Genomic DNA, 20,646 nt, shown 5'->3' on the forward strand with positions numbered 1-20,646 from the left:
GTTGATAGGCCAGATCTGGAAGCCCGGTAACGGGTGGAGGTGACTGGTACTAATAGGCCGAGGGCTTGTCCTCAGTTGCTCGCGTCCACTGTGTTAGTTCTGAAACAACGAACAGTTGTGTCGGCAGAACGGCTACACCACTTAATTGAAGAGTGTGCTTGTTCGCTGCCCTGTTTGAGATCCCGCTTTGCGGCGGGATATTTCATAGGGTTTCGGTGGTCATAGCATGAGGGAAACGCCCGGTTACATTCCGAACCCGGAAGCTAAGCCTCATAGCGCCGATGGTACTGCAGGGGGGACCCTGTGGGAGAGTAGGACGCCGCCGAACAATCTTTGGAGGACCCTTGGTCCCAGCGTCCACGCTGGGACCAAGGGTCCTTTTTTGTTTTTGTCGAAGCGCGCCGGCTACCCGGCTGCGCGAGAATGACTGCGGTACCGAAGACTAGGAGTCACCGATGTCCACCAACTCTCCCGACGAGCGACCGGAGCGCGAGCAGCGCGGCCGGGACGGTGGCGACCGGGGCGGATACCGCGGCGGCGCCCCGCGTCGAGACGATCGCAGCGGCGGCGGGCGCCCTCCGTTCCGCCGCGACGACCGCTCCACCTCAGGTGGTCCGCGCCGCGACGACCGTGACCGGGGCGCTCCGCGCCGCGACAACGACCGTGGTGGCGCCGGCGGTGACCGCGGTGGCTTCCGCCGTGACGACAACCGTGGCGGTGGCGGTGGTGACCGCGGCGGGTTCCGTCGTGACGACCGTTCGACTTCGGGTGCTCCGCGTCGTGACGACCGTCGAGATGACAACCGTGGTGGCGACAACCGTGGTGGCGGCAACCGTGGCGGTGGCGACCGGCCGCAGTTCCGCCGTGACGACCGGCGTGACGACCGTGGCGGCTTCCGGCGCGATGACAACCGCGGTGGCAGCAGTGGCGGTGGCGGTTACCGCGGGCGGGATGACCGTGATGGCGGTGGGCGTCCTCCGTTCCGTCGTGACGATCGCTCCACCTCTGGCGCTCCGCGTCGTGACGACCGCCGTGACGGTGACCGTCCCGCGTTCCGTCGTGATGACCGTTCGACTTCGGGTGCTCCGCGTCGTGACGACCGTCGAGACGACAACCGTGGCGGGGGCGACCGTCCCCAGTTCCGCCGTGATGACCGGCGTGATGACCGCGGCGGCGACCGTGGTGGCGATCGCGGCGGGTTCCGTCGTGATGACAACCGTGGTGGCGGCGACCGTCCCGGCTTCCGTCGTGACGACCGTGGCAGCGGTGACCGCGGTGGCTTCCGCCGTGATGACAGGCGTGACGACCGGCGCGATGACCGCCCCCGTGGTGGCGACCGCCCCGCTTTCCAGCGCGACGACCGGCGTGACGACAACCGTGGCGGCGGCGACCGTCCGCAGTTCCGCCGTGACGACCGGCGCGACGACCGGGGTGGCGACCGCGGCGGTGATCGTGGTGGCTTCCGGCGTGACGATCGCGGTGGTGACCGTGGTGGCGCCGGTGGTGACCGTGGTGGTTTCCGCCGTGATGACAACCGTGGTGGCGGCGGTGGCGGCTTCCGCGGGGGTCGCGATGACCGTGGGCCGCGGCGTGACGACAGCCGTGGTGGGCGGCCCGGTGGCTTCCGTGGGCGCGATGACCGGCGTGACGACGACCGTGGTGGATACCGCGGGCGTGACGACCATGACCGCGAGCCCGTCAAGCGGCTGCCGATCCCGGAGGACGTCACGGGTCGCGAGATCGACAAGGACGTACAGCAGGAGCTGCAGAGCCTCCCCAAGGGGCTCGCTGAGGAAGTCGCCAAGAACCTGGTGATGGTCGCCAACCTCATCGACGACGACCCCGAGCAGGCCTACGCGTACTCGCGGATCGCGCTGCGACTCGCCTCCCGCGTCGCCGCCGTACGAGAGGCAGCAGGCTTCGCCGCGTACGCGACGCAGAAGTACAGCGAGGCCCTCGCCGAGTTCCGCGCCGCCCGCCGGATGACCGGCAGTGTCGAGCTGTGGCCCGTGATGGCGGACTGCGAGCGCGGTCTCGGCCGGCCCGAGAAGGCGCTGGACATGGCCGGTGCGCCCGAGGTGCAGAAGCTGGACAAGCCGGGGCAGGTCGAGATGCGTCTCGTCGCCGCCGGTGCGCGGCGTGACCTGGGGCAGATCGATGCCGCCATCGTCACCCTGCAGGGCCCGGAGCTGGGGTCGAACTCCGTCCAGCCGTGGACCGCGCGGCTGCGGTACGCGTACGCCGACGCGCTGCTCGCCGCAGGGCGTGAGGACGAGTCGCGTGAGTGGTTCGCGAAGGTCATCGAGTCCGACAAGGACGGCAGCACCGACGCCTCGGACCGCCTCGCCGAGCTGGACGGCGTCGAGTTCGTCGACGTCCTCCAGGACGACGACACCGTGGCGGCGCCGGTCTCGGAGCCCGAGGTCGACGACGTCACCCCCGTCCAGGAGGACGAGGATGACGAAGATGACGAGGAAGACGAAGCAGGTGACGACGGCAAGGTCTGAGTGTTGTCCTGCTGACCTGGTCGCGTAGGACAACGGGCGGGATCCCATCAGGGGTCCCGCCCGTTGTCGTATGCGCGTGTTGCGGAAGGTTCAGAAGTCGAGGCCGCGCAGGACCAGGCCCGATGCCGGCTTGGGGCCGAAGGATGTCGACTTGCGGGGCATCGTCACGCCCTGGCGGGCGAGGTCGCGGACGACCTCCTCGCGGACCGGGTGCATCAGGATGGCCGTGCCGCCGTCGCGCTCCGCCTTCTCCACGGTCGCCTCGGTGCTGTGGATGTACGCGATGTGCTCCGGGGCGTCCGGGATCCGCCAGATGTGATCGAGGAGCGTGGAGTGCAGGACCGTCGCGTCCAGGGTGCGCCATGCCTCAGGGGGCTCGGCCGGGATCGTACGGGCGAGGAGGTCGTGGGACGGGCGGTCGACGAGGTGGAAGGCGCCGTCACCCGCGAGGACGAAGGCGTTGCCTTCGGCGGCTGCCTCGGCCAGGGCTTCGAGGGCGCGCGGCAGGGGACCTTCGACGGTACGTACGCGGAAGGAGCCGTCGAGGGCGGCGAGGGCTTCGGACACCGGGAGCCGGTGCAGGTAGCGGTGGATGGAGCGGACCCGGAGCGGATAGCGCGCCGTGTCGACGAGGAGGACCAGGCCGTAGTCCCACGGGCTGGGGGAGGGGTTCTCGGTGCGCAGCCGGAGGTTGGTCGCCCAGCGGTGGTGGCCGTCCGCGATCAGGGCCTGATGGTGGGAGAGATCCGACCGGATCTGATCGAGGTCGGCAGGATCGGTGACGGCCCACAGGCGGTGGCTGAAGCCGTCCTCCGTGGTCGTCGCCAAGAGAGGCTTGTTCAGTACGGTCCGCTCGACGACCGCCGACGCGCCCCCGGCGTCGCCGTCGCTGCGGTACGTCAGGAGCAGCGGCTCCAGATTGGCCTTCGTCGCGCGCATCAGGGCCGCGCGGTCCTCCACGACGTCCGACATGACGCCCTCGTGGGGAAGGACGATGCCGTCCCGCGCTTCGGAGAGGCGCAGCGCGCCTATGATGCCGCGCTGCAGCATGTCGCCGTCACGCTGCTCGTAGATGTAGAGGCTGGGCTGCGGGTCGGGCGCGAGGATGCCTCGGGAGAGCCAGTCGTCCAGGGTTTCCGCGGCCTGTTCGTTGCGGGCCGCCGGCGTGGTGGCCTGCGGGAGGATCAGCCTGACGATGTTGTGCGGGTCGGCGGACTCCAGGTGGAGCAGGCCGTCGGGCCGTACGACCACGTCGTACGGAGGGGACGTCACGGCGGCAAGGCTGCCGACCCGTTCGGGGACGTAGCGCACGCCTCTGAACGGGATCAGGTCGAGGCCTTGGTCGTCGGTATGACCCGCTGTGTTCATTGCTGCATCGTATGTGTGTCAGTGGCATGAGCGATGATCGGGGGAGTGGGATCGAACTAGGAGCGATGCGTAATGAGCCAGACCGTCAGGACGCGGCCCGAAGGCAGCCGGAGTGTGCTGAGCGAGGCGTATGACACCGCGCTGCTCGACCTGGACGGTGTGGTGTACGCGGGCGGGCACGCGATCGTGCACGCCGTGGAGTCGCTCGAGACCGCCCGCGCGGGCGGTATGCATCTGGCGTACGTGACGAACAACGCGCTGCGTACGCCGGACGCGGTGGCCGGGCATCTGACGGAGCTGGGGATTCCGACCGGGGCGTCGGATGTCATCACGTCGGCGCAGGCGGCGGCGCGGCTGGTGAGCGAGCAAATCCCGGCGGGGGCGCGGGTGCTGGTGATCGGCGGGGAAGGGCTGCGGGTCGCGCTGCGGGAGCGTGGCCTTGAGCCGGTGGATTCGGCGGACGACGATCCGGCCGCGGTCGTGCAGGGGTACGGCGGTCCCGACATGGCGTGGGGGCGGTTCGCCGAGGCCTGTTACGCGATCGCGCGCGGGGTGCCGTGGTTCGCGTCCAACACAGATCTGACGATTCCGAGTGCGCGGGGCATCGCGCCGGGCAATGGCGCGGCCGTGGAGGTCGTACGCATCGCGACGGGCGCGGAGCCGCAGGTGGCGGGCAAGCCGTTGCCGCCGATGCACCGCGAGACCATCCTGCGGACGGGCGCGGAGCGGCCGTTGGTCGTGGGGGACCGGCTCGACACGGACATCGAGGGCGCGTTCAACGGTGCGGTGGACTCGCTGCTCGTCCTGACCGGGGTCACGGACGGCGCCCAGCTGCTCGCGGCCCCGCCGGAGCACCGCCCGACCTACGTGGACGCCGACCTGCGCGGCATGCTCACCGGCCAGCCCGAAGTGACTTCGGCGGAGGACGGCTTCGGCTGCGGTGGATGGACCGCGTCGGCGCGGGGGGACGGGCTTGTGCTCGACGGCGAGGGCGACGCCATGGACGGGCTGCGGGCGCTGTGCGCGGCGGCGTGGACCGAGGCGGGGGACGGGGTGTGCGAGCTGGACGGGGGGAAGGCGTTGTCGCGGCTGGGACTTTGAGTGGCCGGGGAGCCCCCGGCGGGGAGTAGCTCAGGCCGTTTCGTTGCGTTCGATCAGGTCGTCCGTGGTCGTGCCTTTGCGCCAGTAGCCGGAGAACGACACCTTCTTGCGGTCCATGCCCCGCTCCTTGACCAGATGGCGGCGGACGGCCTTGACCGTCGAGGACTCTCCCGTCACCCAGGCGTAGGGGTTGCCCGAAGGCAGCTCCGCGTCCCGGATCGCCGCCGCTGTCGCGCCCTCCTCCGTGAGCCAGGTGATCTCGGCGTCGGCCTTCGTGGGCAGCTCTTGCCTGTCCGCGAGATCGTGGACCTCGATCCAGACGCGGGCCGGCGTGGTCGGCGGGAGCGTCTCCAGGATGCTCGCCACAGCCGGGAGCGCCGACTCGTCGGCGGTCAGCAGGATCCAGTCGGTGTCCTGCGGCGGCCGGAAGTCGTAGGCGCCGTTCTCCTCCTCGATCGGCGCGAGTACGCCGATCCTGGCGCCCGGCGAAGCGGCCCGCGCCCAGCTGGTGGCCGGGCCGTCGGAGGGTGAGGGAGCCGCGCCGTGGACCGCGAAGTCGACGATCAACTCATCGGGATCGCGGCGCAGTTCACGGGTGGTGTACGTGCGCATGATGCCCCGCACATCGGGGTCGAGCGCGCACCAGTCGGCGTACCAACTGGCCGCGTCCCCGCCCGACGTGTCCGGCATGACGGGGGCGTCCTGCCCGGGATGCGGCAGGAACAGCTTGATGCGCTGGTCGCGGCCGGCCGAGGCCATCCGTGCCAGGTCCGCGCCGCCGAGGGCCACGCGGATCATGGCGGGCGTGACGTACTCGGTGCGCAGCACGTGGACGTCGAAGAAGTGGTAGGGGGATTCGGTCATGACGTCACCTCTGCGTAACCGGCGTCGAAGTCCAGTGCGAGGGTAGGCTAACCTAACCTGGTGTTGGTCGACAGCCCCCCAGAAGCCGGCGCGGAGACCGCGCCCGCGCCACCCAACCGCCGCGCGATACGCAGTGCCGGGCTCCTCGTCTCGGTCTGTGTGCTGCTGCTCGTCGTCGTGGCGAGCATCGCGGTCGGTGCCAAACAGATGTCTCTGGACCAGGTCTGGCACGGTCTTTTCCAGGACTCAGGGACGTACGGCGATGTCGTGGTCGGAGAGCGGCTCGCGCGCACGCTGCTCGGAGTGCTCGTCGGGGTGGCCCTCGGCCTCGCCGGCGCCGTCCTTCAGGCGCTGACGCGCAACCCGCTGGCCGACCCCGGACTGCTCGGCATCAACCTCGGCGCGTCGGCCGCCGTCGTCACCGCCATCAGCTTCTTCGGCGTAACCTCTCTGACCGGTTACGTCTGGTTCGCCTTCTTCGGGGCGGCGGTCGTGGGCGCGCTGGTCTACGCCCTCGGCGGCACCCGCAACGCGACGCCGGTGCGGCTCGCGCTCGCCGGTACCGCACTGAGCGCCGCCCTCTACGGCTATCTGCAGGCCGTGATGATCACGGACAACGCCGCGCTCAACAAGATGCGCTTCTGGACGGTCGGCTCGCTGGCCTCGGCCAAGAACGAGACCATCATGCAGGTCCTGCCGTTCCTCGTGATCGGCATCGTGCTCGCGCTCGGCCTCGCCCGGCCGCTCAACGCGATGGCCATGGGCGACGACACCGCCCGCGCGCTCGGCGCCCATCTGAACCGCACCCGCGCCCTGTCCATGACCGCCGCGACGCTGCTCTGCGGAGCCGCGACCGCGGCCTGCGGGCCCATCGTGTTCGTCGGCCTGATGGTGCCGCACATCGTGCGCTCCTTCACCGGACCCGACATGCGCTGGATCCTGCCGTACGCGGCGATCCTCTCCCCGGTTCTGCTGCTCGGCGCCGACGTCGTCGGGCGCGTGGTCGCGCGGCCCGCGGAACTGCAGGTCGGCATCATCACCGCGTTGATCGGCGCTCCGGTCTTCATCTTTCTCGTACGACGGCGGAGGCTGGCTCAGCTGTGAAGGCGATACGCACCCGGGGCGGGCTCAGCTTCCGTCTCGACGTCCGCACGGCCGTGGTCGTCGCCCTGCTCATCGTGGCCGCGCTCGTCGCGAGCGTCGTCCTGATCGGCACCGGCGACTTCCCCATCCCCGCCGCCGACGTCATCCGCACCCTGCTCGGCAACGGCGACGCCGGGCAGGAGTTCATCATCAACGACCTGAGGCTGCCCCGGGTCCTCGTCGGCCTCCTCGTGGGCGCAGCGCTGGGGCTCGGCGGCGCGATCTTCCAGTCCATCTCGCGCAATCCGCTGGGCAGTCCGGACATCCTCGGCCTCGGGCAGGGGTCGACGGCCGGGGCGCTCATCATGATCGTCCTCTTCCAGGGCAGCGCGGTGCAGGTCGCGGGCGGCGCGCTGGTGGGCGGCCTGATCACCGGGTTCGCGATCTACGTCCTGGCCTGGAAGCAGGGCGTGCACGGCTTCCGGTTCGTCCTGGTCGGCATCGGTGTCTCCGCCTTCGTCACCGCCATCAACGGCTATTTGCTCACCAAGGCGGACCTCGTCGACGCCGCGCGCGCCGTCGTCTGGATGACCGGCTCGCTCAACGGCCGGGACTGGGAGCAGGTCTGGCCGCTGCTCGTCCTGTGCGCGATCCTCGTACCGCTCGTCATGACGTACGCGCGTCCGCTGCGGATGCTGGAGATGGGCGACGACGTCGGCTACGCGCTCGGCGTCCCCGTCGAGCGCACCCGCATCGTCCTGATGGGCTCGGCCGTGCTGCTCACGGCGGCCGCCACCGCCGCCGCGGGACCCGTCAGCTTCGTCGCGCTCACCGCGCCGCAGCTGGCCAAGCGGCTCACGCGCTCGCCGGGGCCGAACCTCGTGCCCGCCATGTTCATGGGCGCCACCCTGCTGGTCGTCGCCGACTGGGCGTCGCAGCGGGCCTTCGGGGCCGATCAGCTGCCCGTCGGCGTCGTCACGGGCGTACTCGGCGGCATCTACCTGCTGTGGCTGCTCGTCATCGAGCGCAAGGCGGGACGCATATGAAGACGCATATGACGCAGATGAAGACACGCATCGCCATGAACACGAATACCTCTGAGAGCACCGACAGGCAGGAGCGTGCCGCCGTGAACCGGCTCATCGCGGACGACGTGACCCTTGGCTACGACCAGCGCGTCATCGCGGAGAAGTTGTCCGTCGAGATACCCGACAACTCCTTCACGGTGATCGTCGGCCCGAACGCCTGTGGCAAGTCCACGCTGCTGCGCGCCCTGTCCCGGATGCTCAAGCCGTCGGCGGGCCGCGTCCTGCTCGACGGGAACGTCATCCAGTCGATGCCCGCGAAGAAGGTGGCCCGCACGCTCGGTCTGCTGCCGCAGTCGTCCATCGCGCCCGACGGCATCACGGTGGGCGACCTGGTGGCGCGCGGGCGCTATCCGCACCAGGGGCTGCTGCGTCAGTGGTCGGGCGAGGACGAGCGGATCGTGGGCGAGTCGATGGCGTCGACCGGCGTCGCCGAACTGGCGGATCGCTATGTCGACGAACTCTCGGGCGGCCAGCGCCAGCGTGTCTGGATCGCGATGGCGCTCGCCCAGCAGACCCCGCTGCTGCTCCTGGACGAGCCGACGACGTTCCTCGACATCCAGCACCAGATCGACGTGCTCGACCTGTGCGCCGACCTCCACGAGGAGCAGGGGCGCACGCTCGTCGCCGTCCTGCACGACCTCAACCACGCCGCCCGGTACGCCACCCACCTCATCGCCCTGCGCGAGGGCGAGGTCGTCGCCGAGGGGCCGCCGTCCGAGATCGTCACGGCGGAGCTGGTGCGGGAGACCTTCGGGATGGAGTGCCAGATCATCGACGACCCGGAGTCGGGGACGCCGCTCGTGGTGCCGGCGGCACGGCGGGGACGGGCGAAGGCGACGGCTGCCGGGGCTAGAGCAGCGACCTGAGGCGGAGCAGATCGCGCAGGCCCGCCTCCAGCTTGACCCGGCCGGAGGCCCAGGCCTTCGCGAAGTTCAGCTCGCCGTCCACCATCGCGACCAGATCGTCGCCGGACAGGGCGAGGCGGATCTCGGCCTTCTCGCGCGGTGGGCCGGGATGCGTGTCGAGCACCGTGATCCGGCCGTTCTCGAGGCGGCCCATGAAGGTCACGTCGAGATCGGTGATGCGGCAGCTCAGCGAGCGGTTGAGCGCGGCGGCGCTGCGTACGCCGCCTTCGGCGTCCGCCAAATTGTCCGAGAGTCTGCCGAGCGCCGCGCGGCACTCTTCGATCGTCGCCATCGTGATCGACGGTACCGCAGCGCTTCGAGGTAGCGTCGGGGCATGAGCGACTCGATGCCGGGCCCCGGGCCTGAGCCGGTGGAGCCGGAGGCGTACGACCCCGCGGGGCCCGCGCCCCTCGGGGTGGAGCGCGCCCCGACCGGGGACGCGGAAGTGGACGGTCTGCTCCAGCGTCTCGGCGACGCCGACCACCTCGCCACGGACGGCCACATCGAGGTGTACGAGGATGTACACCGGGGACTGCGTGACGCGCTGACCGCGCTCGACGCACGCCCCGGGCCGCCGACGCCCTCACCCATGGGGTCGCCCGCGGCTTCGTCCCCGGACTCACCCCCGTACAACAGGAGCTGAACAGAACGTGGCAGGAGTGGCACGCCTTCGCCTCGACGCCGAACTGGTCCGGCGCGAGCTGGCGCGCTCGCGCGAGCACGCAAGCCAGCTGATCGCCGCCGGGCGGGTGACCGTCAACAAGAACATCGCGACGAAGCCCGCGACGCAGGTGGAGACCGCCGCGGCGATCGTGGTCGCGACCGATGACAGCGACCCCGACTACGTCTCGCGTGGCGGCCACAAGCTGGCGGGCGCGCTCGCCGCGTTCGTGCCGCAGGGTCTGGTCGTCGAGGGGCGGCGCGCGCTCGACGCGGGCGCGTCCACCGGCGGTTTCACCGATGTGCTGCTGCGCGCCGGTGCCTCGGGCGTCGTCGCCGTGGACGTCGGGTACGGCCAGCTCGCCTGGTCGCTGCAGAGCGACGACCGGGTCACCATCAAGGACCGTACGAACGTACGGGAGTTGACGCTGGAAGCCATCGACGGGACCCCGGTGGATCTGGTCGTCGGTGATCTCTCGTTCATCCCGCTCGGCCTGGTGCTGCCCGCCCTCGTGCGGTGCGCCGCCCCGGACGCGGACCTGGTCCTGATGGTCAAGCCGCAGTTCGAGGTCGGCAAGGAACGTCTCGGCAGCGGTGGCGTGGTGCGCAGCACGGAGCTGCGGGCGGACGCCGTGCGCGGTGTGGCGCGCCAGGCGTGGGGGCTTGGGCTCGGCGTGCGTGGCGTGACCGCGAGCCCGCTGCCCGGGCCTTCCGGGAATGTCGAGTACTTTCTGTGGCTGCGTGCCGGGGCGCCCGAACTCGACCCGGCGGACGTTGACCGCGCCGTGGCGGAGGGGCCCCGTTGACTCAGACCCGAGCTCGTACAGTTTTCCTTCTCGCGCACACCGGACGGCCTGCCGCCATCCGCAGTGCCGAACTCGTCGTCCAGGGGCTGCTGCGCAGCGGCATCGGCGTACGGGTCCTGGAGGCGGAGGCGGCCGACCTGCCGCAGCTGCCGGACGAGGTCGGCACGGTGAAGGAGGCGACTCCTCAGTGCCTTGACGGCTGTGAGCTGCTCGTCGTCCTCGGCGGCGACGGCACGCTGCTGCGCGGTGCCGAGTTCGCCCGCGCCTCCGGGGTGCCGATGCTCGGTGTGAACCTGGGGCGCGTCGGCTTCCTCGCCGAGGCCGAGCGCGACGATCTCGACAAGGTCGTCGACCGGGTGGTGACGAGGGCGTACGAGGTCGAGGAGCGGATGACCATCGACGTCGTCGTGCACAGCAACGGCGATGTCGTGCACCGCGACTGGGCGCTCAACGAGGCCGCCGTGCAGAAGATGTCGGCCGAGCTGATGCTGGAGGTCGTCCTGGAGATCGACGGGCGCCCGGTCACCGGCTTCGGCTGCGACGGCATCGTGTGCGCCACCCCGACCGGATCCACCGCGTACGCCTTCTCCGCGGGCGGGCCCGTGGTCTGGCCGGAGGTGGAGGCGCTGCTCATGGTGCCGATCAGCGCGCACGCCCTGTTCGCCAAGCCCCTGGTGACCTCGCCGGACTCGGTGCTCGCCGTGGAGGTCCAGCAGCACACGTCCCACGGGGTGCTGTGGTGCGACGGGCGGCGGACCGTGGAACTGCCGCCGGGGGCGCGGGTCGAGGTACGCAGGGGCGAGGTGCCGGTGCGGCTCGCGCGGCTGCACCACGCGTCGTTCACCGACCGGCTCGTGGCCAAGTTCGCGCTGCCGGTCTCGGGGTGGCGCGGGGCGCCGCACTAGCGCTCCGCTGGGGGGCGGCGGCAGTCGTCTGCGGGTCCGCTCCGGCTGGGCGCGCCCGCGCGGCGGAGGTCACGCCGCCTTCACCACGGAGATCGCCCGGCGCCGCATCACCGAAGCCACCGGGAGCCCGGTGGAGAGCAGCGTCAGGAGCAGGGTGCCCGCGGCGATCCCCGTCGGCACGCTCCACGGCAGGTGGGGGAGTGCGGAGCCGAAGGCCGATGCGAGGATCGGGGCCAGCGTGCCGAGCGCTGTCGCGGTGCCGAGCAGCAGCGAGGTCCCCGCGACGACCACGGCCTCCCAGGCCGCCATCGACCGCACCTGGGCGCGCTGACTGCCCACCACCCGCAGCAGGGCGACATCGCGGCGGCGCTCGAAGGAGATCATGGCGAGGGTGTTCGCCGCGGCGATCGCGGCGAAGCCCGCGTACAGACCCGTGCCCACATAGTCGAGCCAGACCTCGCCCTTGCTGCCCGCAGAGCCCGTGCAGTGCTCCGCCGTGGTGTGCATGCCGATCTTGGTGAGGCCGAAGCCCACGACGAGGACGAGCGGCACCACCGCCGCGGAGAAACGGCGGGGCTGGGTGCGGACGTTGAGCATCGCGAGGCGCGCGCTGCTGCCGAACCGGCCCACCAGAGCGGACACCAGCCAGGCCACGGGCCCGATGATCCGCGGGCCGAGCAGCCCCGCGCCGACACAGAACAGGATCAGGACGAGGAACGCCCCCTCGCTCGCCTCTGCCGCGGGCTGCTTCGACAGGAGTACCGAGACGGCGCATGCCCCCGCGACCGCTGCCAGGCCGAGCGGCGCCCGCAGCATGCCGAGCCCCCGCCGGCCCGTCGCCGCCTCGCTCAGGGCGAGGGCCGGGCGCAGCAGCGAGAACCGCAGGGCCGAGAGGAGTGCGGCGAGCGTCGTCGTCACCACGGCCACGCCGAGGCACACCGGCAGGGCGAGCCAGCCAAAGCGGAAGTGGGCCTCTGCGGGGAGCAGCCCGTGCGAGATCATGCCCGCGTGCCACCAGCGGGCGACGAAGCCGCCCATGACGAAGCCGGCGAGCGCGGCGGGGGTCGACGCGGCGAGGGCCTGGACCGCCACCGCGCGGCGGATCTGCCGGGGCTCGGCTCCGATCGCGCGCACCATCGCCAGCTCGCGGTGCTGTTGCGTGACCGCCGTGCCCATCGTCGAAACGACCACGAATATCGACATGTAGATGGAACCGATCAACAGGACGACGGCCATGTCGCCGACGCCGTTCTCGCTGATCTGCTCGCGTGCGCGTGCGGAGAGCCCGTCGGTGCCCGTGCCCGCCGTGCCCGTGCCCGTGTCCGTGCTCGTCGAGCCGAGCATCATCGTCGAGGCGCTCACCACCGTCGCCGCGAAGAGCGCGGCCACCGCCGTGCCCACGAACGCCGGGCGGTGCGCCCGCAGCGCCGCCTGTGCCAGTCCCGTTCCCATACCGATCATGGTGGGGTGCCAGGGCCCCCGGCCACCAGGAGGCCAGCAGGAAGATCCTCCTGGGGGAATCCCCCCAGGACCCCAGGATCCGCACCCCCCTGCGGGTGACAGCGTCCGTTCGGTCCGCGTTTGCCACCTGCGTCTTCGCCGAACGGAGGCGGAAGGAAGCCAGGGCCCGTCGCACACCTGGCCCATGACCTCGTAAGGTCGTGTCCGTGTTGGAGGAGATGCGGATACGGTCGCTCGGAGTCATCGACGACGCAGTGGTCGAGCTGTCGCCGGGGTTCACCGCGGTGACCGGCGAGACCGGTGCGGGCAAAACGATGGTGGTCACCAGCCTTGGCCTGTTGCTCGGCGGGCGCGCCGACGCCGCCTTGGTGCGAATCGGGGCCAAGGCGGCGGTGGTGGAGGGCCGGATCACGGTGCCCGCTGGTGCCTCGGCAGCCGTGCGCGCGGAGGAGGCGGGTGCCGAACTCGACGACGGGGCGTTGCTGATCAGCCGTACGGTCTCGGCGGAGGGGCGCTCCCGAGCGCACCTCGGCGGGCGGTCGGTTCCGGTGGGTCTGCTGTCCGAGCTCGCCGACGACCTCGTGGCGGTGCACGGTCAGACGGACCAGCAGGGGCTGCTCAAACCGGCCAGGCAGCGCGGCGCGCTCGACCGGTACGCGGGCGACGCGGTCGCCGTGCCGCTGGCCAAGTACACGGCGGCGTACCGCAGGCTGCGGGCCGTGACGACCGAGGTCGACGAGATCACCACGCGGGCGCGGGAAAGGGCCCAGGAGGCCGATCTGCTGCGCTTCGGGCTCGACGAGGTCGCGGGCGTGGAGCCGCGGGAGGGCGAGGACACCGAACTGGCCGCCGAGGCCGAGCGGCTCGGCCACGCGGAGGCGCTCGCCTCCGCCGCCACGGCCGCGCACGCCGCTCTCGCGGGCATCCCCGAGGACCCGGAGGGCGTCGACGCCACCACGCTCGTGGCGGGCGCGCACCGGGCGCTCGAAGCGGTGCGTTCCCATGATCCCGCGCTTGCGGCGCTGGCCGAGCGGATCGGCGAGATCGGGATCCTGCTGGGCGATGTGTCGGGGGAGCTGGCTGGGTACGCCGATGACCTCGACGCCGATCCGCTGCGGCTCGCCGCGGTGGAGGAGCGGCGGGCCGCCCTCACCCAGCTGACCCGGAAGTACGGCTCCGACATCGACTCCGTGCTGGCCTGGGCCGAGGAGGGGGCTGCACGCCTCACCGAACTCGAGGGCGACGACGACCGTCTTGGCGAGCTGACCGTCGAGCGGGACGCGCTGCGGGGTGAACTCGCGGGGCTCGCTCAGGCGTTGACCGACGCGCGTCAGGAGGCGGCTTCGCGGTTCGCGGCGGCGGTCACCGAGGAGCTGTCCTCGCTGGCGATGCCGCACGCGCGCGTGACGATCGACATCACCAGTACTGAGGTGGCCGAGGGTGCGGACGGGGTGCCGGTCGGGGACCGCTTCGTGGCGTACGGCCCTGCGGGCGTCGACGAGGTGGAACTCCTCCTTGCCCCGCATCCGGGCGCCCCGCCGCGGCCGATCGCCAAGGGGGCGTCCGGTGGTGAGCTGTCGCGCGTGATGCTCGCGGTCGAGGTCGTCTTCGCGGGCACGGATCCCGTTCCGACGTACCTCTTCGACGAGGTCGACGCGGGTGTCGGTGGCAAGGCCGCGGTCGAGATCGGGCGCAGACTCGCCAAGCTCGCCAAGTCCGCGCAGGTCGTGGTGGTGACCCACCTGCCGCAGGTGGCGGCGTTCGCCGACCGGCAGCTGCTGGTCGAGAAGACGAACGACGGGAGTGTGACGCGGTCCGGTGTCCTCGTGCTCGAAGGGGAGGACCGGGTACGGGAGTTGTCGCGGATGCTGGCGGGGCAGGAGGACTCGGAGACTGCGCGGGCGCATGCGGAGGAGCTTTTGGCTACCGCCCGGGGGGACGTCTAGGGGGTTCGGGGCGGCTGCGGGGCTTCCCGGCAGCCGCCCTGGCCCCTTCCTCCCCGCGGCTTTTGGCTCCACCGGGTGGGGCGCACCGCAGATCACCGGCTTCGCCGAGTTCGTCCTCAAACGCCGGACGGGCTGAATAAGCTCCGGGCCCGGCTCGGATCTTGGCCCCCGTACCCTGATCCGCATGATCAGCCGCAAGCCCGCCCCACGCCTCACCGCCCTCCTCTCCGCAGCCGCCGTGACCCGCGCCGCGACCGCCACGCTTCGTTCGTGTGCTCCCGGTGGCCCCGGTCGCTGGGAGCGGGAGAACTACGCGGGGCGGACCGTGGAGTTGTACGCCGGGCCCGCCGCGGCCGTCGGGGCGGTGGCCGGAGCCGTGGCGCTGCCCTCCCGGCACCGCGCAGCCGCCGCGCTGGCCGTGCTCGCCGCCGGGGCCTGTGGCGCGTACGACGACATGGCGGGGGAAGGCGATACCCGCCGGGGCTTTCGCGCCCACCTCTCGGCTCTGCGGGGCGGTGAAGTGACCAGCGGGGCCGTGAAGTTGTTCGGGGTCGGCGCGGCGGGTCTTGCCGCCGGTGCGCTGCTCAAGGAGCGGCCCCTGGACAAGTTCCTCGCCGGGGTCGTGATCGCGGGCACCGCCCATTTCGTCAACCTCGTGGACGTGCGCCCGGGAAGGGCCGCCGGAGCGGTGCTCGGCCTGGCGGCGCCTGGGCTGCTGCGCGAGGGCTCGGCCGGCGTCCTCGCGGCTGCTTCGGCGGGGGCGGCAGCGGCGGTGCTCCCGGAGGACATCGGGGAGCACGCCATGATCGGCGACGCGGGAGCGCATGCCCTGGGTGCGGCGCTCGGTGCGGCCATCGCCGCGGGCAACGGCCGCGCGGGGCTGGCCGCCCATGCCGCGGGGCTGGTGGCGGCTGCGGCGTACGGAGAGAAGGTCAGCGCGGTGGCGGGGGCTCAGGGATAGCTGGGCTTGGCGGGGCGGAAGGGGGCGGCCGGGGCTGGTGGGGCGGGGCAGAGGGGTTGAGGCTGCCGGGAGGCAGCGGGTGGCCGGAGCCAGTGGGGGTGGAACGGACAGGCCGGGGCTGGCGGGGCGGGACAGAGCCGGAGCTTGGCGGGGCAGGGTTGGGGGTCGGACGGACCCGGCGCGTGGACAAGGGGAGCCGAGCCTGTCCGGGTGGTGTGGGTGACCCGAGCCTTCCGCGAGGTAGCCCCCGTTTCCCCGTGGCCCGGTAAATCCTTCCGGCCACGCCGAGCTTTCCGAAAGCCTTTCGCGTGGTCGGCCCCCGCTGCGAAGATGCGGAGGCCGTAGGGTCATCCGCGGTGCTGAAACCCCGGCGTCCTCACCCGTGTGGGTGATCCGGGTCAGGGAGTTGCCCGTCCCGGTGCGGAAGAGACCTTTCGGCGGTGCCGGAACGTCCGTACGGACTGGCATCCTTGGCGCAGCCCCCGACGCCTACCCAGGAGCCCCCGCTACGTGAGCCACGTGAGCAGCCACTCACCGCACGGTCAGACCCCGCTGCACACCGTGCAGGTACTCGGCGGTGGCAGCGCGGGCAGCAGTGCCCACGTCAGATCGCTCGCCGCGGGCCTCGCCGCGCGGGGCGTGCGGGTCACGGTGTGCGCCCCTTCCGAGGCGGCCGGCGACTATGACCTGACGGGGACCGGCGCCCGGCACGTCCACGTGCCCCGCCGCGGCGACCCCGCTTCCGTCGCCTCCCTGCGCGTGGCCTGCGCCGACGCCGACCTCGTGCACGCGCACGGACTGCATGCCGCACTCCGCGCCGCCCTCGCGCTCGCCGGCCGCCGTACGCCCCTCGTCGTCACCTGGCACACCCGGGCGCACGCGGAAGGGGCCCGCGCCCGCGTCCTGCACCTCCTGGAGCGCCGCGTCGCCAAGGCCGCCGCCGTGGTCCTCGGCACCTCCTCCGACCTCGTCGACCGCGCACGCAGCAGGGGCGCGCGGGACGCCCGCCTCGCCCCCGTCACGCTTCCCGCGCCGCGCGCGGTGCCGGGGGCGGCCGAGGAGCCCGAAGGGCACCGGCACAAGGTCCGTGCCGAACTCGGTGCCGTCGACCGGCCGTTGATCGTCGCCGTCGGCGCCCTTGAGCGGCAGCGAGGCTATGACGTCCTCCTCGGCGCCGCGCGTACCTGGCGGCACCTCGACCCCCTGCCGCTCCTCGCCATCGCCGGTGAAGGGCCCGAACGCGGCGCCCTCCAGCGTCGTATCGAAGCCGAAGGGCTTCCTGCCCAGCTCGTCGGACGGCGCGACGACGTGCCCGAGCTGCTCGCCGCGGCCGACCTCGTGGTCCTGCCCAGCAGTTGGGAGTCCCGCTCCGTACTCGCCCAGGAAGCCCTGCACGCGCGCGTGCCGCTCGTCGCGACCGCTGTCGGCGGCATCCCCGAACTGGTCGGCGACGCGGCCGTGCTCGTCCCCTACGGCGACCCCGAGGCCCTGGCCACAGCCGTCGCACGCCTCCTCGCCGACCCCGCCCTCAGGGAGCGGCTCAAGGACAAGGGCACGGCCCAGGCGGCCACCTGGCCGACCGAGGACGAGACCGTCACCCAAGTCCTCAGCGTCTACGACGAGTTGACGCAGCGAATCATCGTGCACTGATCATGTAGCCCGCCGGTAACCCCTACGCCACATGCCTGCGCGCCCGCAGCGCCAAGCTCAGCGCCAGCACCGTCTGCGGGTCGTCAAGATCCGTCCCCAGGAGTTCACTGATCCTGGCGAGGCGGTTGTAGAGCGTCTGGCGGTTCAGGTGCAGTTCGCGCGCCGTCTCCGCCTTGCGCCCCGCATGCGCCAGGTACGTCTGCAGCGTCGGCAGCAGCGGTGGCTTCGAGCGCTGGTCGTGGGTGCGCAGTGGGCCGATCGCGCGGTCCACGAACGCCGCCAGGGCCGAGTCGTCGTAGTTGTGCAGGCGCCAGAGCAGCAGGTCGATGTCCAGGCGCCGCGCGTCGTACCACGGGCGGTCCGAGAGCCCCTGCGCCGCCGTCGCCGTCTCCGCGGCGTGCCGCAGCCCCGCCGAAGCCGCCGCCCAGCCGCCCGCGACGCCGACCACCACGACCGGCGGCAGCGCCCCGGCCCGCTGCATCCCCGCCCGCTCCACGCCTGCCCGCAGCGCCGCGGCGACCCGGTCGGCCACCGCGGCGCGCTCCGACTCCGTACGGAGGCCAAGGAGCAGCGGAACGCGCCCCTCCACCGGCCGCACGCCGAGCAGCACCGGCACCCCCACCGCCGCGAGCTCCTCCGCCACCGCCCGCGCGAGCACGGCCCAGCCGCCGCCCGGCGGCAGCCCGTCCGCGAGCCGCATCACGACCGGCAGCAGCGGGCTCTCGCCGGGCTTGAAGCCGAGGACCCGGGCCTGGGCGGGCGCGTCCTCGGCCCGGATCCGCCCCTCCGCCAGGTCGGTCAGGAAGTCGCCGCGGCCCCGCGCCGCGAGCTCCTCCTCCTGCCGGGCCTGCATCAGGACCACCGCGAGCGAGCCCGCCGCCCGCTCCGCCGCGATCCGGTGCACCGGAAGCAGCGCGGACTCCACGGCGAGCAGCACGAGCCGGGCGCGCACCGACCCCGAGCCCGGACCCCCGCCCGGCACATCGACGAGCAGCGCGCTCGCCGGCGGCCCGTCCCGGTCCACGGTCCGGCCCCGCAGCCCTTCCCACACCTGGAGAGGATCGGCGCACTCGGTGCCCGCCCCGGCGGCGTACAGAAGCTGTCCGTCCGCCGTCTCCAGGAACACCGGGTTGCCGCTGAAATCGGCGAGGACGTTCAGGACCTGGGGTACGCCGCCCCCGCCGAGCAGCGCCTCCGTGCAGCGGCGGTGGACCTCCTCGGCCCGCTGGAGCAGGGCGTAGTGGCCGTTGACGATCTCCGTGTGGACCTCCTCCGTGACCGTCACGAACGGCACCTCGCGATGCAGCTGCACCAGCGGAAGCCCGGCCGAGCGCGCCGTCTCCACGATCGCCGCGGGGAGCCGCGTGAAGCGCGGGCCCAGCTCGACGACGAGGGCCGCGATGCCGCGCTCGGCGAGCTTGCGCACGAAGGCGCGCTGCTCGGCGGGGCGTGCGCCGAGGCCGAGGCCCGTGGTCAGGAGCAGCTCGCCGCCCTTGAGGAGCGAGGCGATGTTCGGCACCTCACCCGCGTGCACCCACCGCACCGTGCGCTGCAGCCGCTCAGCCCCCGCGACCACTTCGGGGAGTCCGCCGCGCAGCCCCGGAAGTTCCAGGGCCCGCTGCACGGTGATGCCGCCCTGAGTGCTCTGCGTGCCCTGACTGTCCATGTGGCGGACGCTACCTGCGCGCACGTTCCTGGAACATCTCCGACCGGTTACGGGAGTGATCTCGTCCGGTCTTGACCCGACAACTCGTCGTGCCCGCACGCCCATTGCGCGACCCCCTGTCGGTTGTGGCGTACGTCACGCCACGGCAGGGTGCCCGCCATGCCAGAGCAACGAACCACACCCGAGGTCCACCGACTCAAGGCGAACTCCGTCGGTATCGTCGGCGTCGTCTTCATGGCGGTCGCCACCGCCGCGCCCATCACGGCGATGACCGGCAACCTCCCCATCGCCGTCGGCGCGGGCAACGGCACCGGAGCACCGGCGGGGTATCTCTTCGCGACCCTCGTCCTGACCGTGTTCTCGGTCGGATACGTGGCCATGGCCAAGCGGATCACCGCCGCCGGCGCCTTCTACGGCTATATCTCGCACGGCCTGGGCCGTATCGCGGGCATGGCGTCCGGGATGCTCGCCGTACTCGCGTACGTCGTCTTCGAGGCGTCGATCGTCGGCGTCTTCGCCTACTTCGCCAAGACCACCGTCCACGACCAGCTCGGCGCCGACCTGCCGTGGATCCTCTACGCGGCCGCGATGCTCGCCGTCACCGTCGTCCTGTCGTACTTCGACATCAACCTCACCGCGAAGGCGCTCGGCGTGATGCTGATCGCCGAGATCGCGGTCCTCTTCGCCGTCGCCACCGCCGTACTCATCCACGGCGGCGGCCCCGACGGCATCCCCCTCGAACCGGTCAACCCGAAGAACGCCTTCACCGGCACCTCCGCGGGGCTCGGCCTCTTCTTCGCCTTCTGGTCCTGGGTCGGCTTCGAGTCCACCGCCATGTACGGCGAGGAATCCCGCAACCCCAAGAAGGTCATCCCGCGCGCGACCCTCATCTCGGTCGTCGGCGTCGGCCTCTTCTACATCTACGTCTCGTGGATGACGATCGCGGGCAACGGCCTGGCAGGTTCGGTCAAGATCTCGCAGTCCACCAGCCCGCTCGACCTGTTCTTCGACCCGGCCCACACCTTCATCGGGGCCTGGGCGGTCGACACCTTCCAATGGCTCCTGATCACCGGCTCGTTCGCCTGCGGCATGGCCTTCCACCAGTGCGCCTCGCGCTATCTGTACGCGATCGGCCGCGAGGGATTCCTGCACCGCGGCCTCGGCCGCACGCACCCCACGCACGGCTCCCCGTACATCGCCTCCTACGTCCAGTCCGCGATCGCGGTGACGCTGGTCGCCGCGTTCTGGCTCACGGACCAGGACCCGTACATCCACCTCTACACGCTGCTCGCGATCCTCGGCACGATGGCGATCCTCATCGTGCAGACCCTCTGCTCGTTCGCCGTCATCGGCTACTTCCGCAAGAACCACCCCGAGGACCGGCACTGGTTCACGACCCTGGTCGCCCCGCTGCTCGGCGGCATCGGCATGATCGCCGTCGTCGTCCTGCTGGTGATCAACATGGACACCGCTGCGGGCACGGCGGCGGACTCGCTCTTCTTCAAGGCCATCCCGTGGATCGTCGGCCTCGTCTTCTTCGGCGGGCTCGGCCTCGGCCTGTATCTGAAGGTGAGGCACCCCGCCCGCTACGCGATCATCGGCCGGATCGTCCTGGAGGACGCGACCGAACGCACGACCGACACCGAGCCATCGTCCGCCACCGTCTGAGGAGATC

Annotated in this window: 17 protein-coding genes, 1 rRNA gene and 1 pseudogene; 14 read left to right on the forward strand and 5 right to left on the reverse strand. The window is 71.8% G+C overall.

Features of this window, described 5'->3' with window-relative positions; all coding sequences use genetic code 11:
* Positions 1-211 precede the first annotated feature (211 nt).
* The 3 genes and pseudogenes from rrf (at position 212) to ACGFX9_RS35430 (ending at position 2,507) form a co-directional block, all read left to right on the forward strand.
* Positions 212-328: ribosomal RNA gene (rrf, locus tag ACGFX9_RS35420) — 5S ribosomal RNA — on the forward strand.
* A gap of 697 nt (positions 329-1,025) precedes the next feature.
* Positions 1,026-1,685 (forward strand): annotated as a pseudogene (locus ACGFX9_RS35425) (tetratricopeptide repeat protein); the annotation flags it as partial.
* A 21-nt stretch (positions 1,686-1,706) separates the two neighbouring features.
* A complete protein-coding gene (locus ACGFX9_RS35430; RefSeq protein WP_393483372.1) occupies positions 1,707-2,507 on the forward strand; it encodes a hypothetical protein in 801 nt (266 codons plus the stop codon).
* 90 nt (positions 2,508-2,597) lie between these two features.
* Here the strand turns inward: ACGFX9_RS35430 and ACGFX9_RS35435 are convergent, their stop codons facing one another.
* A complete protein-coding gene (locus ACGFX9_RS35435; protein WP_393482966.1) occupies positions 2,598-3,875 on the reverse strand; it encodes a DUF1015 domain-containing protein in 1,278 nt (425 codons plus the stop codon).
* 72 nt (positions 3,876-3,947) lie between these two features.
* Here ACGFX9_RS35435 and ACGFX9_RS35440 point away from each other — a divergent pair, with 72 nt between their 5' ends.
* Positions 3,948-4,976 (forward strand): HAD hydrolase-like protein, encoded by a 1,029-nt coding sequence (locus tag ACGFX9_RS35440; protein ID WP_393482969.1) that lies wholly within the window; start codon positions 3,948-3,950, stop codon positions 4,974-4,976.
* 30 nt (positions 4,977-5,006) lie between these two features.
* On the opposite strand, the gene ACGFX9_RS35445 is transcribed toward ACGFX9_RS35440, so the two are convergent.
* The gene (locus ACGFX9_RS35445) at positions 5,007-5,840 is read right to left on the reverse strand and encodes a siderophore-interacting protein (RefSeq protein WP_393482971.1); all 834 of its coding nucleotides are present in this window, start codon (positions 5,838-5,840) and stop codon (positions 5,007-5,009) included.
* A gap of 60 nt (positions 5,841-5,900) precedes the next feature.
* On the opposite strand from ACGFX9_RS35445, the gene ACGFX9_RS35450 reads away from it, so the two are divergent.
* Genes ACGFX9_RS35450 through ACGFX9_RS35460 form a run of 3 tightly spaced genes read left to right on the forward strand, consistent with a single transcriptional unit; the run spans position 5,901 to position 8,877 of the window.
* Positions 5,901-6,944 carry a FecCD family ABC transporter permease gene (locus ACGFX9_RS35450; protein WP_393482974.1) on the forward strand — a complete coding sequence of 348 codons (1,044 nt, stop codon included), beginning with the start codon at positions 5,901-5,903 and terminating at the stop codon, positions 6,942-6,944.
* Positions 6,941-7,969, forward strand: a complete 1,029-nt coding sequence (locus ACGFX9_RS35455; protein WP_393482977.1) for a FecCD family ABC transporter permease — start codon at positions 6,941-6,943, stop codon at positions 7,967-7,969. The genes ACGFX9_RS35450 and ACGFX9_RS35455 overlap by 4 nt, the downstream gene beginning before the upstream one ends.
* A gap of 35 nt (positions 7,970-8,004) precedes the next feature.
* A complete protein-coding gene (locus ACGFX9_RS35460) occupies positions 8,005-8,877 on the forward strand; it encodes an ABC transporter ATP-binding protein (protein ID WP_393483375.1) in 873 nt (290 codons plus the stop codon).
* Here the strand turns inward: ACGFX9_RS35460 and ACGFX9_RS35465 are convergent.
* Entirely contained in the window at positions 8,861-9,208 is a 348-nt protein-coding gene (locus ACGFX9_RS35465; protein WP_393482979.1) for an alkyl sulfatase C-terminal domain-containing protein, read from the reverse strand. The genes ACGFX9_RS35460 and ACGFX9_RS35465 overlap by 17 nt on opposite strands.
* Positions 9,209-9,250: 42 nt before the next feature.
* On the opposite strand from ACGFX9_RS35465, the gene ACGFX9_RS35470 reads away from it, so the two are divergent.
* From ACGFX9_RS35470 to ACGFX9_RS35480, 3 genes are read left to right on the forward strand one after another with little or no spacing between them, the layout of a single operon-like run.
* Positions 9,251-9,559: a hypothetical protein gene (locus ACGFX9_RS35470; RefSeq protein WP_393482982.1), complete on the forward strand. Its 309-nt coding sequence runs from the start codon at positions 9,251-9,253 to the stop codon at positions 9,557-9,559.
* Between the two features lie 7 nt (positions 9,560-9,566).
* The gene (locus tag ACGFX9_RS35475; RefSeq protein WP_393482984.1) at positions 9,567-10,382 is read left to right on the forward strand and encodes a TlyA family RNA methyltransferase; all 816 of its coding nucleotides are present in this window, start codon (positions 9,567-9,569) and stop codon (positions 10,380-10,382) included.
* Entirely contained in the window at positions 10,379-11,287 is a 909-nt protein-coding gene (locus tag ACGFX9_RS35480) for an NAD kinase (RefSeq protein WP_393482987.1), read from the forward strand. Before ACGFX9_RS35475 ends, ACGFX9_RS35480 begins: the two co-directional genes overlap by 4 nt.
* Positions 11,288-11,356: 69 nt before the next feature.
* Here ACGFX9_RS35480 and ACGFX9_RS35485 read toward each other — a convergent pair whose 3' ends face one another.
* Positions 11,357-12,739, reverse strand: coding sequence for an FtsX-like permease family protein (locus ACGFX9_RS35485; protein ID WP_393482990.1), 1,383 nt, complete (start codon positions 12,737-12,739; stop codon positions 11,357-11,359).
* A gap of 227 nt (positions 12,740-12,966) precedes the next feature.
* Here ACGFX9_RS35485 and recN point away from each other — a divergent pair, with 227 nt between their 5' ends.
* The 3 genes from recN (at position 12,967) to ACGFX9_RS35500 (ending at position 17,305) form a co-directional block, all read left to right on the forward strand.
* A complete protein-coding gene (recN, locus tag ACGFX9_RS35490; protein WP_393483379.1) occupies positions 12,967-14,694 on the forward strand; it encodes a DNA repair protein RecN in 1,728 nt (575 codons plus the stop codon).
* 184 nt (positions 14,695-14,878) lie between these two features.
* Entirely contained in the window at positions 14,879-15,655 is a 777-nt protein-coding gene (locus ACGFX9_RS35495; protein ID WP_393482993.1) for a hypothetical protein, read from the forward strand.
* Positions 15,656-16,165: 510 nt separating this feature from the next.
* A complete protein-coding gene (locus tag ACGFX9_RS35500) occupies positions 16,166-17,305 on the forward strand; it encodes a glycosyltransferase family 4 protein (protein WP_393482996.1) in 1,140 nt (379 codons plus the stop codon).
* A 22-nt stretch (positions 17,306-17,327) separates the two neighbouring features.
* Here ACGFX9_RS35500 and ACGFX9_RS35505 read toward each other — a convergent pair whose 3' ends face one another.
* On the reverse strand, positions 17,328-18,971 hold the full coding sequence (locus ACGFX9_RS35505) for a PucR family transcriptional regulator (RefSeq protein WP_393482999.1): 1,644 nt from the start codon (positions 18,969-18,971) through the stop codon (positions 17,328-17,330).
* A gap of 159 nt (positions 18,972-19,130) precedes the next feature.
* On the opposite strand from ACGFX9_RS35505, the gene ACGFX9_RS35510 reads away from it, so the two are divergent.
* Positions 19,131-20,639 carry an APC family permease gene (locus ACGFX9_RS35510; protein ID WP_393483002.1) on the forward strand — a complete coding sequence of 503 codons (1,509 nt, stop codon included), beginning with the start codon at positions 19,131-19,133 and terminating at the stop codon, positions 20,637-20,639.
* Positions 20,640-20,646: the final 7 nt, after the last annotated feature.

The sequence above is a fragment of the Streptomyces sp. NPDC048436 genome (assembly GCF_043200355.1).
GTDB lineage: Bacteria > Actinomycetota > Actinomycetes > Streptomycetales > Streptomycetaceae > Streptomyces.